Source organism: Rhodococcus sp. JVH1 (assembly GCF_000280725.2).
GTDB classification, from domain to species: domain Bacteria; phylum Actinomycetota; class Actinomycetes; order Mycobacteriales; family Mycobacteriaceae; genus Rhodococcus_F; species Rhodococcus_F jostii_A.
Map to the genome: position 1 here is coordinate 7,788,747 of NZ_CP166289.1, position 13,082 is coordinate 7,801,828.

The 13,082-nt window shown below is 68.3% G+C and carries 13 protein-coding genes; 6 read left to right on the top strand and 7 right to left on the bottom strand.

From position 1 onward, the window contains the following. Positions 1 to 59: 59 nt before the first annotated feature. Positions 60 to 1,589, bottom strand: a complete 1,530-nt coding sequence (locus JVH1_RS36675; RefSeq protein ID WP_009472702.1) for an APC family permease — start codon at positions 1,587 to 1,589, stop codon at positions 60 to 62. Positions 1,590 to 1,758: 169 nt separating this feature from the next. On the opposite strand from JVH1_RS36675, the gene JVH1_RS36680 reads away from it, so the two are divergent. Next, positions 1,759 to 2,487, top strand: coding sequence for a TetR/AcrR family transcriptional regulator (locus JVH1_RS36680; RefSeq protein WP_009472701.1), 729 nt, complete (start codon positions 1,759 to 1,761; stop codon positions 2,485 to 2,487). A gap of 50 nt (positions 2,488 to 2,537) precedes the next feature. Here the strand turns inward: JVH1_RS36680 and JVH1_RS36685 are convergent, their stop codons facing one another. The 5 genes from JVH1_RS36685 to JVH1_RS36705 all read right to left on the bottom strand — a co-directional run bounded on the left by JVH1_RS36685 (position 2,538) and on the right by JVH1_RS36705 (position 6,642). Continuing rightward, complete coding sequence (locus JVH1_RS36685) at positions 2,538 to 3,131, bottom strand: nitroreductase/quinone reductase family protein (RefSeq protein WP_237735072.1); 594 nt, start codon at positions 3,129 to 3,131, stop codon at positions 2,538 to 2,540. 197 nt (positions 3,132 to 3,328) lie between these two features. After that, a complete protein-coding gene (locus JVH1_RS36690) occupies positions 3,329 to 4,888 on the bottom strand; it encodes a membrane protein (protein ID WP_009472699.1) in 1,560 nt (519 codons plus the stop codon). A 238-nt stretch (positions 4,889 to 5,126) separates the two neighbouring features. After that, positions 5,127 to 5,795: a PAS and ANTAR domain-containing protein gene (locus JVH1_RS36695; protein ID WP_009472698.1), complete on the bottom strand. Its 669-nt coding sequence runs from the start codon at positions 5,793 to 5,795 to the stop codon at positions 5,127 to 5,129. Between the two features lie 122 nt (positions 5,796 to 5,917). After that, positions 5,918 to 6,202, bottom strand: coding sequence for a YciI family protein (locus JVH1_RS36700; RefSeq protein ID WP_009472697.1), 285 nt, complete (start codon positions 6,200 to 6,202; stop codon positions 5,918 to 5,920). An 11-nt stretch (positions 6,203 to 6,213) separates the two neighbouring features. Further along, positions 6,214 to 6,642 (bottom strand): CBS domain-containing protein, encoded by a 429-nt coding sequence (locus tag JVH1_RS36705; RefSeq protein WP_009472696.1) that lies wholly within the window; start codon positions 6,640 to 6,642, stop codon positions 6,214 to 6,216. 176 nt (positions 6,643 to 6,818) lie between these two features. On the opposite strand from JVH1_RS36705, the gene JVH1_RS36710 reads away from it, so the two are divergent. Beyond that, positions 6,819 to 7,478 carry a response regulator transcription factor gene (locus JVH1_RS36710; protein WP_009472695.1) on the top strand — a complete coding sequence of 220 codons (660 nt, stop codon included), beginning with the start codon at positions 6,819 to 6,821 and terminating at the stop codon, positions 7,476 to 7,478. 27 nt (positions 7,479 to 7,505) lie between these two features. Here JVH1_RS36710 and JVH1_RS36715 read toward each other — a convergent pair whose 3' ends face one another. Continuing rightward, positions 7,506 to 8,123 (bottom strand): hypothetical protein, encoded by a 618-nt coding sequence (locus tag JVH1_RS36715; RefSeq protein ID WP_009472694.1) that lies wholly within the window; start codon positions 8,121 to 8,123, stop codon positions 7,506 to 7,508. A gap of 204 nt (positions 8,124 to 8,327) precedes the next feature. Here JVH1_RS36715 and JVH1_RS36720 point away from each other — a divergent pair, with 204 nt between their 5' ends. Genes JVH1_RS36720 through JVH1_RS36735 form a run of 4 tightly spaced genes read left to right on the top strand, consistent with a single transcriptional unit; the run spans position 8,328 to position 12,874 of the window. After that, positions 8,328 to 8,834: an FxsA family protein gene (locus tag JVH1_RS36720; RefSeq protein WP_009472693.1), complete on the top strand. Its 507-nt coding sequence runs from the start codon at positions 8,328 to 8,330 to the stop codon at positions 8,832 to 8,834. Between the two features lie 12 nt (positions 8,835 to 8,846). Then, on the top strand, positions 8,847 to 10,451 hold the full coding sequence (locus JVH1_RS36725) for an amidohydrolase (RefSeq protein ID WP_011593466.1): 1,605 nt from the start codon (positions 8,847 to 8,849) through the stop codon (positions 10,449 to 10,451). After that, positions 10,441 to 12,165, top strand: coding sequence for an apolipoprotein N-acyltransferase (gene lnt, locus JVH1_RS36730; RefSeq protein WP_043777428.1), 1,725 nt, complete (start codon positions 10,441 to 10,443; stop codon positions 12,163 to 12,165). The genes JVH1_RS36725 and lnt overlap by 11 nt, the downstream gene beginning before the upstream one ends. Continuing rightward, complete coding sequence (locus tag JVH1_RS36735) at positions 12,092 to 12,874, top strand: polyprenol monophosphomannose synthase (protein WP_043777425.1); 783 nt, start codon at positions 12,092 to 12,094, stop codon at positions 12,872 to 12,874. Before lnt ends, JVH1_RS36735 begins: the two co-directional genes overlap by 74 nt. The last annotated feature ends 208 nt before the right edge of the window (positions 12,875 to 13,082 follow it).

Consider the following 13,082-nt stretch of genomic DNA (forward strand, 5'->3'; position numbering starts at 1 on the left):
GAAAATCTCCTGTCGGGAAGTGATTTAGTCGGTGGTCGGATCAGGTCGCGTCGCGCTGATCAGGAACGGGTGGTCACGGGAACGTCGGCGGGCGCACCGAGCAGGTTGACGTCGTCGGCATCCGTTCCGCGGCCGGTGACGAAATAGGGCGACCGCCGGACCCACTTCGCGTGCGCGGCCACAACCAGCCCCGAGATCAGGATGAGGATCGGGAACAGCAGCTGAAACCAACCGTTGGTCGCGCTGAATTCGAGATGATCTGCCGAGGTGTAGAAGATCCAGCCCAGGTAGCCGCCCAATGCCAGCAACACCAGGGCGCTGAGAGCGGGAAACACGACCGCGCGCAGTCCCTCCCACGGACGTTCCCGCAGGAGTCCGCGGAACCGGACGGCTGCGGCGAGTGCCGTCAGGCCGTACCAGAGGGCGACCACCAGACCGATCGAACTGATGCCCGCACCGAGAAGGTCGCTGAGCTTGGGGATGACCGTGGCCAGCAGCGCGACCACGGCGGAGATGCCGCCGAGCAGCACGGTTCCGGCCGCCGGGGTTCCATAGCGGGAATGGATGCGGGTCCACACCGGGCCGAGCGTGCGGTCCCGGCCCATCGCGAACAGTCCACGCGCGCTGGGTATCACGGTGGCCTGGAGCGAGGCGACGACGGAGAACATCAACGCCACCACGGGAAGCGCGGCCAGCGGCTGACGGGCGAGTGCCTCGCCGAGGAACGCGAGCCCGACGGTCCCGTTGTCCGCCAGTTCCGTGGGGGTGAGGACGCGCTGGAACGCCACCGCACCGAGCAGGAACAGGCCGAGGACCAGGAAGACGGTGATCACGCCGGCGCGGGACGCGTCGCGCGGATCGCGCACCTCCTCGCTCACGCTGAACGCCGCTTCGAAACCCCAGTAGAAGAAGACCGCGATCACCATTCCCTCGGCCAGCACGGCGAACGACGGAATCGCGAAGGGATTGAACCAGGAGAGGGAGAACGGCTGGCTCCCGGCGAACAGCCCATACGTGCAGAAGCCGATCAGCACGACGTACTCGAAGACGAGGAGATACTTCTGCAGCCGTGCGGCGACCGCGACGCCGCGGACGGCGGTGAAGGTCACCGCACCGAGGATCGTCAGCCCCAGCATCGTCGACTGCAGCGTGGAGTCGGGATCGAGAGCGAGCCCGCCGATGCTGTGCAGCCCGGCCATGCCGGCGAGTTGCAGGATCGCCGACCCGGCGATCGCGGTGGTGTAGGCCATGAACACGACAACGGCGACGATGGCCATCCACCCGGTGAGGAAGCCCAGCCACGGACTGAGACTGCGGCCCACCCAGACGTAGCTGTTGCCGCAATTCGGTTCGACCCGGTTGAGCCGGGCGTATCCGCTGGCAATTCCCAGGATCGGGACGAAGGCCAGTAGCAGCACCACCGGCATCTGGAGGCCGACCACGGCGGCGATGACTCCCAAACCGACACCGATGCTGGTTGTCGCGGCGGTACTCGAGGCGGCGATCGCAACTCCGTCCATGACGCCGAGGGATTTGCGGAGGGCCGTCGCCCTCGGCGCGTCGGCCGCGCCGTTGTTCACTACTGCCATGTGTGCGTCGCTTTCGCTGGAGGGTGGAGAGGGACGCGAGGCCACGCGCCGGTCCGGTGTCTCGTGCCGCGGCCTGGGGCTTCGCTCCCTGCCTGTGACATGCAACACCGTCACCGTTTACACCGTCAACGGTGTTGGCATAAGCTGCGGCCGATGGAAGGAGCCGGGAATGGCGAAGCAGGTGGTGTCGGACTCGTCCCGGAAGAGGCGCAGGCCGACGAAACAGGGTGCAGTTCTCTCGGAGCAGCTGATCATGGAGACGGCGCTGCGGCTGCTCCGGCACCACGGCAGTGCGGGCCTGTCCGTCCGCCGCCTCGGGGCTGCGCTCGGGGCCGACCCCAGCACCCTGTACCGGTACTTCCGGGGCATCGACGACCTGACGTTGGCGATCGCCGACGAGCTGATCGGACGGTCTTTCCACGGGTGGGAACCCACCGGAGACTGGTGGCGCGACTTGCACTCCCTCGGAATACGCTCGCATGCAGCGTATCTGGATCATCCACAGGCGGCAGTCCTGTCGGCCAGCCGCGTCAGCGGTCGCACCTCGGAGAAAGCGGCCGTCGACAAAATCCTCGGGATACTGCGCGAGGCGGGGTTCCCCGACGGCGCAGCGGTGCGCCTCTACCGCGCGTTCGTCGATCAGATGCTGGCGTTCGCCGCCCTCGACGGAGCCGAACTCGCACTACCCGAGGACGTCCGCGAGTCCGACCGGCAACTGTGGCGATCGTCCTACGCGCAACTGCCTGCCGAGACGCACCCGCACATCGCCGCGACCGCGGGCCTGCTCGTCGACCTCTCCGACCGCAGTGCCTATCCCGACGCACTCGAACTGCTCCTCGACGGCGCGCGCGCCCTGCTTCACCGACTCGACGCGAAGCGAGAATCGGCAACCTCGTGACAATGGTTCGGCTCGAATCGCGGCCGAACGGCCCGAGGACCCGGGCCGGATCACCGGGGAGCATCCCGGAGCTCGACGACGAGCGGCCGACCTGTGTCGAACCAGTACCGGTGTAGATCCTTGATCTTCGCGCGCGTAGGCAACCCGCGCAGATGCACGGCGCATTCGCCGTAGTCGAACACAGTGACCGTCTCGCACAGCGCGTCCCGGGCATCGTCGAACTCCGCGCGATCGGTGATCTCTCGCGCGAGTCCATCGAACCAACCTGCCGGCAACCGAAGTCGAACCCGTGGGTTCCCACGGATGTTCCACACCCAGCCGGCGACGAAATCCGGGCGCGTCATCGCCAACGCGGGTGGCAGAAGAGAGACGAGGAAGGCACGATCACCGCGTTGGATCACCCGCACGCACTTTCGTCGCTGTTTGCCCGTCTTGCGTCCAGTCGTCGTCAGTACTGCAAATCCCGTCGGAGGGCGCACGAGGAAGCCGGGCAGCATCAGGGCACCGAGGACTGCCCCGTTCCGAGGCCTCCGCATCAGGCGCCCGTGCTTGGACGCCTCCTCCGCCGCCGCAGTGCGGACCTTCCGGTTCCGCTCGTGATCATCCGGCGTGGCCGATCGATTCTCGTCAGCTGCCACTCGCATCGCCCCGTCCCAGCGTTCCCCGCGAGCAATATGGCAACGGTTCACCGTTCCACGCGGCGGCATTTCACGTGTCAGGCGACGAAGAATCGCGCGCCGTGTCGTAGCAGCGGGTCGTAGAATCCGTTGGCGGAGAAATCCGATGGATCCGCACCTTTTCAACGCACGGACCGTCTTCGAGGGCAGGCCGCGCGACGGCGTCAGCCGGCGGTGAGCGGCACCAGGATGAAGTGACCGGCTCCGCGGGCGGCGGAGAACACGTCCCAGGACATGGGACCGCCGGGACCACGGCCTTCCTCGTACCGGAGATCGAACGCCGGGTTCACGGGTGCGAGCCGGTAGTCGAAGAAGGCGTAATTGGCGCGCAGCAACGTTCGCGCCGGTTCGGTGGCCTCCGCGAGACGGGGCACCAACCGGTCCTCGACCACCAATCCGCGGTCGGAGAACTCGTCGACGATCACGCACTCACAGAAGTACGCGAGGGTCCCGATCTCACCGGGGGATCGCACCGGCGCCTCCCCGACGAGTGTCCCGACCGCCCGGCCGACCCGCTCGTAGTCCTGCGCGCTCGCCCAGTTACCGAAGATGGGCGGCGCGTCCCACGGGAGACCGCTCTCGACGTCGTAGTACACGGCGCCGACTCCCAGCACAGCGAGGAGGCCGGCCAGCGAGCCGGCGACGGCGCGGTCAGGGGTGTCGCGCGCGGCGCTCCAGTGGATGCCGGCGGCGAGGACGGCGAACATCGCCAGCGTGGTCGCCGGCGCCACGTAATACCAGTGGTACGGCACGGTGTCGAGCACGACGTAGGCGACGTAGTAGAGGGCACCGGACAAGCCGAGCGCGAGCAGCGGCACGGGCACCGGCACCGGTCGCTTCCACGGTCTGGCGTACGAGGCGAGCGCGACGAGAATCAGCACGAGCGCGAGGGCCGCGGGACCGAATGCCGCCACGGTCCGCCACGGGTTGGACTCGAAGTACATGATCGGGCCGGTGAGATAGTTGTATCCGCCCACGTCGGAGGCCTGGCCCTGCTTGATCAGGAAGGTGTCGGGCAGCGCCGAACCGAGGACGACCCAGCTGAACAGGTACCACGGCCCGGCGATCGCGGCGAAGCCGGCGAGGGCGCGGCGCAGTTGCGTGCGAATCACCGGTGACAGGGCGGCGATGACCACAACGAAAACGAGCAGGTCCAGACGTACCAGCGTCGCCATCCCCGCGGCCGCACCGAACCAGGCGGTCCTGCCCTCGACCGCGAACCACACCATCACCGCGACGGCCGCCGGGATCAGCAGCACCTCGAGCCCGACCGCGGACAACACGAACGGGTTGAACACCACCAGCGCGCCGGCGAGCACCGCCCACCCGGACCCGAGGCCGAGCCGCCGGCACATCCGCGCCAGCACCCAGCCCAACAGGGCGGTGACCGCGACGTTGAGCATTCCGAGTGCCAACAGGGGATCGCCCGGGCCCCACAACCGGGTCAGGAACGTCAGTGCCCCGAGCACGAGCACGTTGAGCGGGGACGTCGACGTGTTCGCGGTCAGGCCGTGGACGATCGCCCACTCCCCGTGGACGGCGAGGTTCCTGGCGGCCGACAAACTGATGTAGGCATCGTCCGTCAGGCTGCCGGAGACGATCCAGAACAACACGGCGGCCACCACCGCGCCGGACGCGGCGAGGATCATCGGCGCCCGGAACGCTCTCGGTACCGGTGGCGGGGCAGACCGCTCGAGCGGTTCGTTCAGCAATCCTGTGGACACCGCGACATCCTAGAGACCGGAGCCGCGACTGCTGCTGGCAGCCACCGAATTCGACGGCCGCACGGTCCCGGTCCCCGGAAGAGTCGCACCGCGCGCACTCGCTGGTGCCCGTCGACTGTTTAGTCATTCGACAAGACGGGAAATCGACGCTCCAGGGTCGGAAGCGTCACCGGTGGCACCACCGGCCCAGGTTCCGCGGGTTGAGCCCCCAGGTCGCGGGACCGCCCCCGGGCTTTTCCTATCGGCGGTGCCGCTCGTGAGCGGTGAGCAGCAGAGCGTCGAAACGGTCGCGAAACGAAGCGGGCGTGTGGATTTCGTCGCCGAACGCGAGAACGAGTTGGTCGGCGATCACGCGGATTTTCGTGTTCGTCTCCTGTGACCGCCACGTCAGGAGGTCGAAGGCGGCGTCCGCGGAGATGGAGTAGACGAGCATCAGCGCACCCTTGGCCTGTTCGATGATCGCCCGCGAACGGACGACGTCGGCCGAAGCGACGCCGGCCTTGTCGAGCAAGCGCGGGTTGTTCCAGACCTCGTCGGTCCTGTCCTGCCACACGAGCACGACGAAGCGGGTGTCCGCGGACGTGAACGTGGAGGCGAACCCGTGCGCCCACAGCCAGTTCCCGTTCCTGTGCCGGACGCGGGCATACCCGGCGTCGGAGGTACCGGTGTCGAGGACACCCCGGACGAGGCCGAACCATCGCGGCGCGTCCGACGGGTGCATCAATTCCGCGAGGTCCACACGATCGAATTCGTCCGATCGGTATCCGACGAGGTCGGCGAGGGCAGGGTTCGTCAACACCAGTTGCCGTCGGTCGTCGTAGACGCAGACCGGGCGCGGAAGAGAGACCAGCGATGTGAACGCGTCGTGGCCGACGCTGTCGGCCGGTGCGAGGGGGAACCCGGGCATGCGTACTTCCTTCGTGGTTTCGCCCCGACGACGACTGGTCCAGCGATCATCGCGGCGTGCGCAGAACGATCCGCTAGAGGCATTCGGAGCCGAGCCCTGTTCGGCTGGGTGTGACGTGCGTCCTACTCGCTGAATTCGCCCATCGCGGGCGTCCATCCGCGGATCTGCACCTTCTGCACCAGATTCTCCTGGGCGAACGGATCCTGCGTGAACAGGCGTGCGACGGCGTCCTCGTCCTCGGCGTCGACGATGAACAGCGCACCGTGGCCATCGGCGAGGGGGCCGGTCGAGCGCATCACCTTGCGGCGGACGAGTTCGGTGAGCCACCCACGATGCTGCGTCCGGTGATCGTCGCGGAGGGACGACGTCTCGGGGCTGTACGTGTATTCGACGACGAACAGGGCCATGAGGTTCTCGTTCAGCCGTGGTCGATGTAGGACTCGAGCTGGTCGCGTTCGGTCTGCAACTCGCCGATCCGGCTCTTCACCACGTCGCCGATGCTGACGATGCCGACCAGCTGCCCGTCCACGATCACCGGCAGGTGCCGGATCCGGCGTTCGGTCATGGTTTCGGCGAGACTGTCCACGGTGTCGGTCGGGAGACAGGCGAACACCGACGTCGTCATGATGTCCACGACCCGGGCATTCAGGATGTCGGGGCCGCGTTCGTGGATGCGGCGCACCACGTCGCGTTCGGTGACGATCCCGACGACGGCGTCGTTCTCCGTCACCACCAGGGCGCCGACATTGTGCCTGGCGAGTTCGCCGATCAGCGTGCTGACCGGCATCTCCGGATCGACCGTCACCACGGCCGGACCCTTGTTCCGCAACACATCCGCGATTCGCATCTGGACACCCCGATCTGTGGGCACTCCGACTGGCCGCCGGTTCGATCATAGGCAGACTTCGAGCGTATGCCAGCGCTTCTGCCGGTCTTGGTTTGGTTACCCACTCGTGACCGCGGCGCTCGGTGCCCGTCGTGCGGGCCGGGCGCCCACCGGGACAGCGGTGTTAGGTTGGCGCTGTGCCGATCACCGTGCTACTCGTCGACGACCAGGAACTGATGCGGATGGGCCTCAACATGGTGCTCGACGCTCAGGACGACATCACTGTCGTCGGTGAGGCGAGCGACGGCGCGGCCGCCGTCGCCGCGGTCCGCAAACTCGAACCCGACGTGGTGTTGATGGACGTCCGCATGCCGGTGGTGGACGGGGTGAGCGCGACCGCCCAGATCCTGGAGTCGGGGGTCGCGAGCCGCGTGCTGGTGATGACCACCTTCGACCTCGACGAGCACGCCATGGGTGCACTGCGGGCCGGGGCCAGTGGCTTCCTGCTCAAGGACACCCCGTCGGAAGACCTGGTGTCGGCCATCCGCAGTGTGGCGGCGGGTGACGCAGTGGTGTCGCCGAAGGTGACCCGCCGGCTGCTGGCGAAGTTCCTCGACGACGGTCCGGGCCCGCTTCGTGACCCGGAGGTCCTCGACGTGCTGACCGAGCGTGAACGGGAAGTGCTGCAGCTGGTGGCCACCGGGTTGTCGAACACGGAGATCGCCGGTCAGCTGTTCCTCTCGGAGTCGACCATCAAATCGCACGTGGGCCGGATTCTGACCAAGTTGAACGTCCGCGACCGGGTGCAGGCAGTGGTGCTGGCCTACGAGACGGGCCTGGTGCGACCCGGCTCGTAGGCCGGCGGGTGGGGAAGCGAACTGCGGCTAGACCGTGAAGGTGCCGACAGTCGGGACCACGGTGCACGTCACGGAGTCGGCGTAGCCGACCGTGCCGAACATCGTCGCGAGAACGGTTCCCTTGCCGGTGTCGACGACCTTGGACAGCAACGGGGTATTGATGAGCGGCAGCTTGTCGTCGAGCTTGACGATCCCGCCCTGGAACGTCGTGAGGTTGATCCAGGCGACGCTGAGATCGGACGACTGCGGGATCGCGACGTAGGCGGGGACGGCCTGGAATCGGAGTTGGTTCGCGGAGATCTGGGGGAAGAGGTTCGGTCCGCCCTGGGCGCTCGCCAGCGTGACCGTCGCGGGCTTGTCGGCGACGCCGCACCCGAGGGTGGGGGACGGGTACATGAAGTCCTGTGGTGTGGTGAGTCCGACCTCGAGCACGTCCTTCGGGATGAACACGCTGGCGCCGAGAAGGGCGTCCACGGCGGCGGTCGCGGCGGGGGAGACCTCGGTGGCCAGCGCCTGCAGTTCGGCGGCACCCTTCGCGAAGTCGGCGACCGGTGCTGCCGATACCGGTCCCGTGGACAGCATGCCGAAGGCGGCTGCGGACGCGAGAACGATTGCGGCTCGGCGGAAGACGGTGGAACGAGTCATATCGGCTCCTCGTTGTGCGCGGGGTCGGAAGACCCCCATCGCAGTGAACTGCATCATGCGCAGAGTCTCAATGTCAACTTGAGGGTTAGCATTGTGAGCGCTTCGATATCTCCGGCCGGGAGAAAAACTGCGCCGTCGAGCGTTGAACGATCAGACGGTTGACCCCAGACCCTCGATGAACCCGGCCGTCCGAAAGGGGGCGTCATGTACGCCGCACTGTTCCTGTTGTACGTAGTGGTGGAGATCGCCGCGCTCGTCCTGGTCGGTCACGCGATCGGCGTGCTGTGGACCGTGCTCCTCCTGCTCGGTGGAACGCTGATCGGACTGCTGCTGATGCGGTCGCAGTGGCGTCGTGTGATGGACGGCCTGCGCCGGGCGGCGAGCGGCGACGGCTCTCCGGGTGCCGCGGTCGCGGACGGCGCGCTCGTCGCACTGGGCTCCGCGCTGATGTTCGTCCCCGGCCTGGTCACGTCGGTGCTCGGTCTGCTCTTCCTCGTTCCCCCCACCCGGTGGGCCCTTCGGCCCGTCGTGGTCCTGCTGGCAGGCCGGCGTGCCGCGACCGTCGCGGCCGGGGCGGAGGCCTTCGCGCGGGCACCCCGACGCGGTCGCGGCGAGGTGATCGAAGGGGAGGTGGTCGACGAGGTCTTCGAGGGCGAAGTGATCGACGAGGAACCCCGAACCCCGACCCGTGATCCCCACGTTCTGCCCTAACAGGCAGACTGGTTGCCTGTGACTACACAACTGCTGGTCGGCGGCCGAATCTACAGTTCCTTTGCACCAGACGCCACGTCGATGGCAGTGACCGGCGGCGTCGTGTCGTGGGTCGGCGACGACCGCGCGGCCCGCGCGCTGCATCCCGGCGCCGACGTGGTCGACCTCGGCGGCGCGTTCGTCACCCCGGCATTCGTCGACACCCACGTGCACCTCACGGCGCTCGGCCTGAACATCGTCGGGCTCGATCTGGTCGGTGTCGGGTCGCTTCGCGAATGCCTCGACCGGCTCGCCTCCTTCGCCCGCACCCACGGCGACGCGGTCATCTGGGGACACGGCTGGGACGAATCGGCGTGGCCGGAAGGCGCCGGTCCCACCACGGCGCAGCTCGACGAGGCCGCACCCGGTCGCACGGTGTATCTGTCTCGGATCGACGTCCATTCGGCGGTCTGCTCGACCGCCCTGCGCCAGTCGGTCCCGGATCTGAGCGACACCGCCGGGTTCTCGCCGGAGGGGCCGCTGACGTTCGAGGCGCACCACGCCGCCCGCACCGTCGCGCGCTCGCTGCTGACGGCCGAGCAGCGTTCCGCCGCCCGCACCGCCGCACTCGACGCCATCGCCTCCCGCGGCATCGTCGCTGTGCACGAGTGCGGAGGGCCCGACATCGCCGGACTCGACGATTTCCGGGAACTCCTCGCCACCCCGCACGGCGTCGAGGTCCGCGGCTACTGGGGTGAGGCGGTCACCGACGCCGACGAGGCCAGGAAGTTGCTGAACGCCACCGGCGCCCACGCGCTGGGCGGCGACCTGTTCATCGACGGATCCCTCGGCTCCCACACGGCGTGGCTCAGCGAACCCTATGCCGATCTGGACGGCGGCACCGGCAAGAGCTACCTGGGAGTCGACGAGATCGCCGCCCACGTGCGGGCCTGCACGATCGCCGGAATCCAGGCCGGGTTCCACGTCATCGGCGACGCCGCCGTCCGGGCCGCGGTCGACGCGTTCGCCGTCGTCGCCGCCGACCTGGGCGGGCCCGCGGTCGCGAAGGCCGGGCACCGACTCGAACACGTCGAGATGATGACCGGGGACGACGCGGCGCGGCTCGCGCAATGGGGTGTGATCGCCAGCGTCCAGCCGGCGTTCGACGCCCTGTGGGGTGGCACCGACGGCCTGTACGCGCAGCGCCTGGGAACCGAGCGTGCCCTCACCCTCAACCCGTTCGCCGCCGCCGCCTCCGCCGGGGTGTCGCTGGCGCTGAGCTCCGACGCGCCCGTCACCCCGGTCGACCCCTGGGCGATGCTGCGCGCGGCCGTCCATCACCGCACCCCCGGCAGCGGGATCTCCCCCCGCGCGGCGTTCTCGGCGGCCACCCGGGGTGCATGGCGGGCAGGCGGGGTCCGAGACGGTCTCGCCGGGACGCTCGACCCGGGAGCGCCCGCGTCGTACGCCGTGTGGGATGCCGGGGAACTCGTCGTCAGCGCGCCCAAGGACTCCGTGCAGCGGTGGTCGACCGATCCCCGGTCCCGGGTTCCGGCCCTGCCGCGGCTCGAGGACGACGCGCCCACACCGGTCCTGCTGCGTTCGGTGCACCGGGGGAGCGTCGTCCATGAGCGGTAGCACCACACCTCGCTGGACTATCGGAAAGCGCGGCGTGCTGGTGCGTTCCGTCCTGTCGGTGGCTGCGGGATTCCTCGTGTTCGCCGGCTTTCCGCCCCGGCCCCTGTGGTTCCTCGCACCCATCGGCATCGCCCTGCTGACGCTGATCCTCACCGGAGCCGGGGGTGCGGCACCGAGACTGCGCGCGGGTTTCGGCTACGGGTATCTCGCGGGACTCGGTTTCCTCGTGCCGCTGCTCCCGTGGATCGGGGTGTTCGTCGGAGCCCTCCCGTGGCTTGCGCTCGCCGCGGTCGAGTCGTTGTACATCGGACTGTTCGGGGTGCTCGCCGTGCTCGTCTCCCGGCTCCGCTGGGCCCCGCTGTGGATCGCGGCGTGCTGGTCGCTCACCGAATGGCTGCGCGCGAGCGTGCCGTTCGGCGGCTTCCCCTGGGGGCGATTGGCGTTCGGCCAGTCGGAGGGCTGGTTCCTGCCGCTCGCGAGCATCGGCGGTGCCCCGCTGCTCAGCTTCGCCGTCGCACTGACCGGCGCCGGACTGGCATCCGTCGCCGTGACGGTGCGGGCCCGGGCGAGCGGTGCCACGAACTGGACGCGGCCGCTCGCAGGCGGCCTGGTCGCCGCCCTCGCCGCGACCGTCGTGTCGCTCGCGTTGTGGCCGACACTGCCGGGCATGGACTCGGGAGACCGGACGATCACCGTCGCCGCGATCCAGGGCAGCGTCCCCAAGCTCGGACTCGACTTCAACGACCAACGCAAGCGGGTCCTCGACAATCATGTGAACCGCACCCTCGAACTCGCCGACGATGTCGCGTCGGGCGTGGCGCCGCAGCCCGACCTCGTCGTCTGGCCCGAGAACGCGTCCGACATCGATCCCCTGCGCAACGCCGACGCCGCCGCCGACATCTCCCGGGCGTCCGAGGCGATCGGTGCGCCCATTCTGGTGGGCGCGGTGCTGGTGAACTCCGACCGCACCACCACCAACTCGGTGATCGTGTGGGACGGCGATGCGGGACCACAGGAGCAGCACGACAAGAAGATCATCCAGCCGTTCGGCGAGTACCTGCCGTACCGCGGGTTCTTCCGGCACTTCTCCGCGTACGCCGACCGGGCGGGCAACTTCGTTCCCGGCGACGGTGACGGCGTCGTCCACGCGGACGGGATCGCCGTGGGCGTCGCGACCTGCTACGAGGTGGCGTTCGACCGGGCGTTCGAGCAGTCGGTGCGCAGCGGCGCCGAACTGCTCGCCGTCCCCACCAACAACGCCACGTTCGGCGACACCGAGATGACCTACCAGCAGCTCGCCATGTCGCAGGTGCGGGCCGTGGAGCACGGCCGCGCCGTCGTCGTCGCCGCGACCAGCGGTGTGAGCGCGATCATCGGCCCCGACGGGTCCACGGCGGCGGAAACCTCACTTTTCGTACCCGCGGCCCTGGTGTCACAGGTGCCGCTGCGCACCGGTACTACGCTGGCAAGTCGGCTCGGCCCGATTCCGGAGGTTCTTCTCTGTGTCGGCGCCGTCGCTGCCGTCGCGTTCGCCGTGGTGCAACGACGACGCACAGTTCGCACACTGATTCAACGCAGTACCGAGAAGGTTCAACGCAGTACCGAGAAGGCGCCGGCAGTTGCCGGCAGGGAGGATCCTCATGGCATCGGAGACCGATTCCGGGCAGAGCGGGGCACCGAGCGCACGGACTCTGGTGATCATTCCGACGTATAACGAGCGGGAGAATCTCGGCCTGATCGTGGGTCGCCTGCATGCGGCGCTGCCGTGGACGCATGTTCTCGTCGTCGACGACGGCAGCCCGGACGGCACCGGCGACGTCGCGGACGCCCTCGCGTCGAGTGACGACGCCGGTCGCATCCACGTGATGCACCGCACCGAGAAGAACGGTCTCGGAGCCGCGTACATCGCCGGTTTCCACTGGGGTCTGGACCGCGACTACACCGTCCTCGTCGAAATGGACGCGGACGGTAGTCACGCGCCCGAGCAGTTGCATCGCCTACTCGACCAGGTGGACGCCGGCGCCGACCTCGTGCTCGGTTCGCGGTACGTGCCGGGCGGCACGGTCGTCAACTGGCCGAAGCACCGTGAGTGGCTCTCGCGCGGCGGGAACATCTACTCGCGGCTCGCGCTGGGCGTGAAGATCAAGGACATCACCGGCGGATACCGGGCGTACCGCCGTGAGGTGCTCGAGAAGCTCGACCTCGCCGCGGTGGAGTCGCACGGCTACTGCTTCCAGGTGGATCTCGCATGGCGGGCAATTCAGGAGGGCTTCGACGTCCGCGAAGTTCCCATCACGTTCACCGAACGAGAGATCGGCGAATCGAAGATGAGCGGCGGGATCGTTCGCGAGGCGCTCCTCAAGGTCACGCAGTGGGGGCTGCGGAACCGGATCGCCAAGCTCAAGGGTGCGGCAGCGAGGTAGCACCCGGGTACCAACCGCTGCCCCATTCCGTCGACGGAAGCAGTGGGGCAGTGCTGGGGTAGATGCTCTGAAACGTGATACCCATGGGCAAATGCGCGGTCAGTCCACATTTTGAGACGGGCTGAAACGGTTTGAACCGTACGTCCGATAGGAACTTGAAGCGTACTCCCGGGTAAGGTTCGGTAAATTCCCAGGTTCGCAGGTCACT

Excerpts from the sequence above, each read along its gene's own strand:
- JVH1_RS36695 (WP_009472698.1), bottom strand. The coding sequence starts at position 5,795 with ATGCCCGGGTTCCCCCTCGCACCGGCCGACAGCGTCGGCCACGACGCG.
- JVH1_RS36680 (WP_009472701.1), top strand. The coding sequence starts at position 1,759 with ATGGCGAAGCAGGTGGTGTCGGACTCGTCCCGGAAGAGGCGCAGGCCG.
- JVH1_RS36675 (WP_009472702.1), bottom strand. The coding sequence starts at position 1,589 with ATGGCAGTAGTGAACAACGGCGCGGCCGACGCGCCGAGGGCGACGGCC.
- JVH1_RS36705 (WP_009472696.1), bottom strand. The coding sequence starts at position 6,642 with ATGCGAATCGCGGATGTGTTGCGGAACAAGGGTCCGGCCGTGGTGACG.
- JVH1_RS36715 (WP_009472694.1), bottom strand. The coding sequence starts at position 8,123 with ATGACTCGTTCCACCGTCTTCCGCCGAGCCGCAATCGTTCTCGCGTCC.
- JVH1_RS36700 (WP_009472697.1), bottom strand. The coding sequence starts at position 6,202 with ATGGCCCTGTTCGTCGTCGAATACACGTACAGCCCCGAGACGTCGTCC.
- lnt (WP_043777428.1), top strand. The coding sequence starts at position 10,441 with ATGAGCGGTAGCACCACACCTCGCTGGACTATCGGAAAGCGCGGCGTG.
- JVH1_RS36720 (WP_009472693.1), top strand. The coding sequence starts at position 8,328 with ATGTACGCCGCACTGTTCCTGTTGTACGTAGTGGTGGAGATCGCCGCG.
- JVH1_RS36685 (WP_237735072.1), bottom strand. The coding sequence starts at position 3,131 with ATGCGAGTGGCAGCTGACGAGAATCGATCGGCCACGCCGGATGATCAC.
- JVH1_RS36735 (WP_043777425.1), top strand. The coding sequence starts at position 12,092 with ATGGCATCGGAGACCGATTCCGGGCAGAGCGGGGCACCGAGCGCACGG.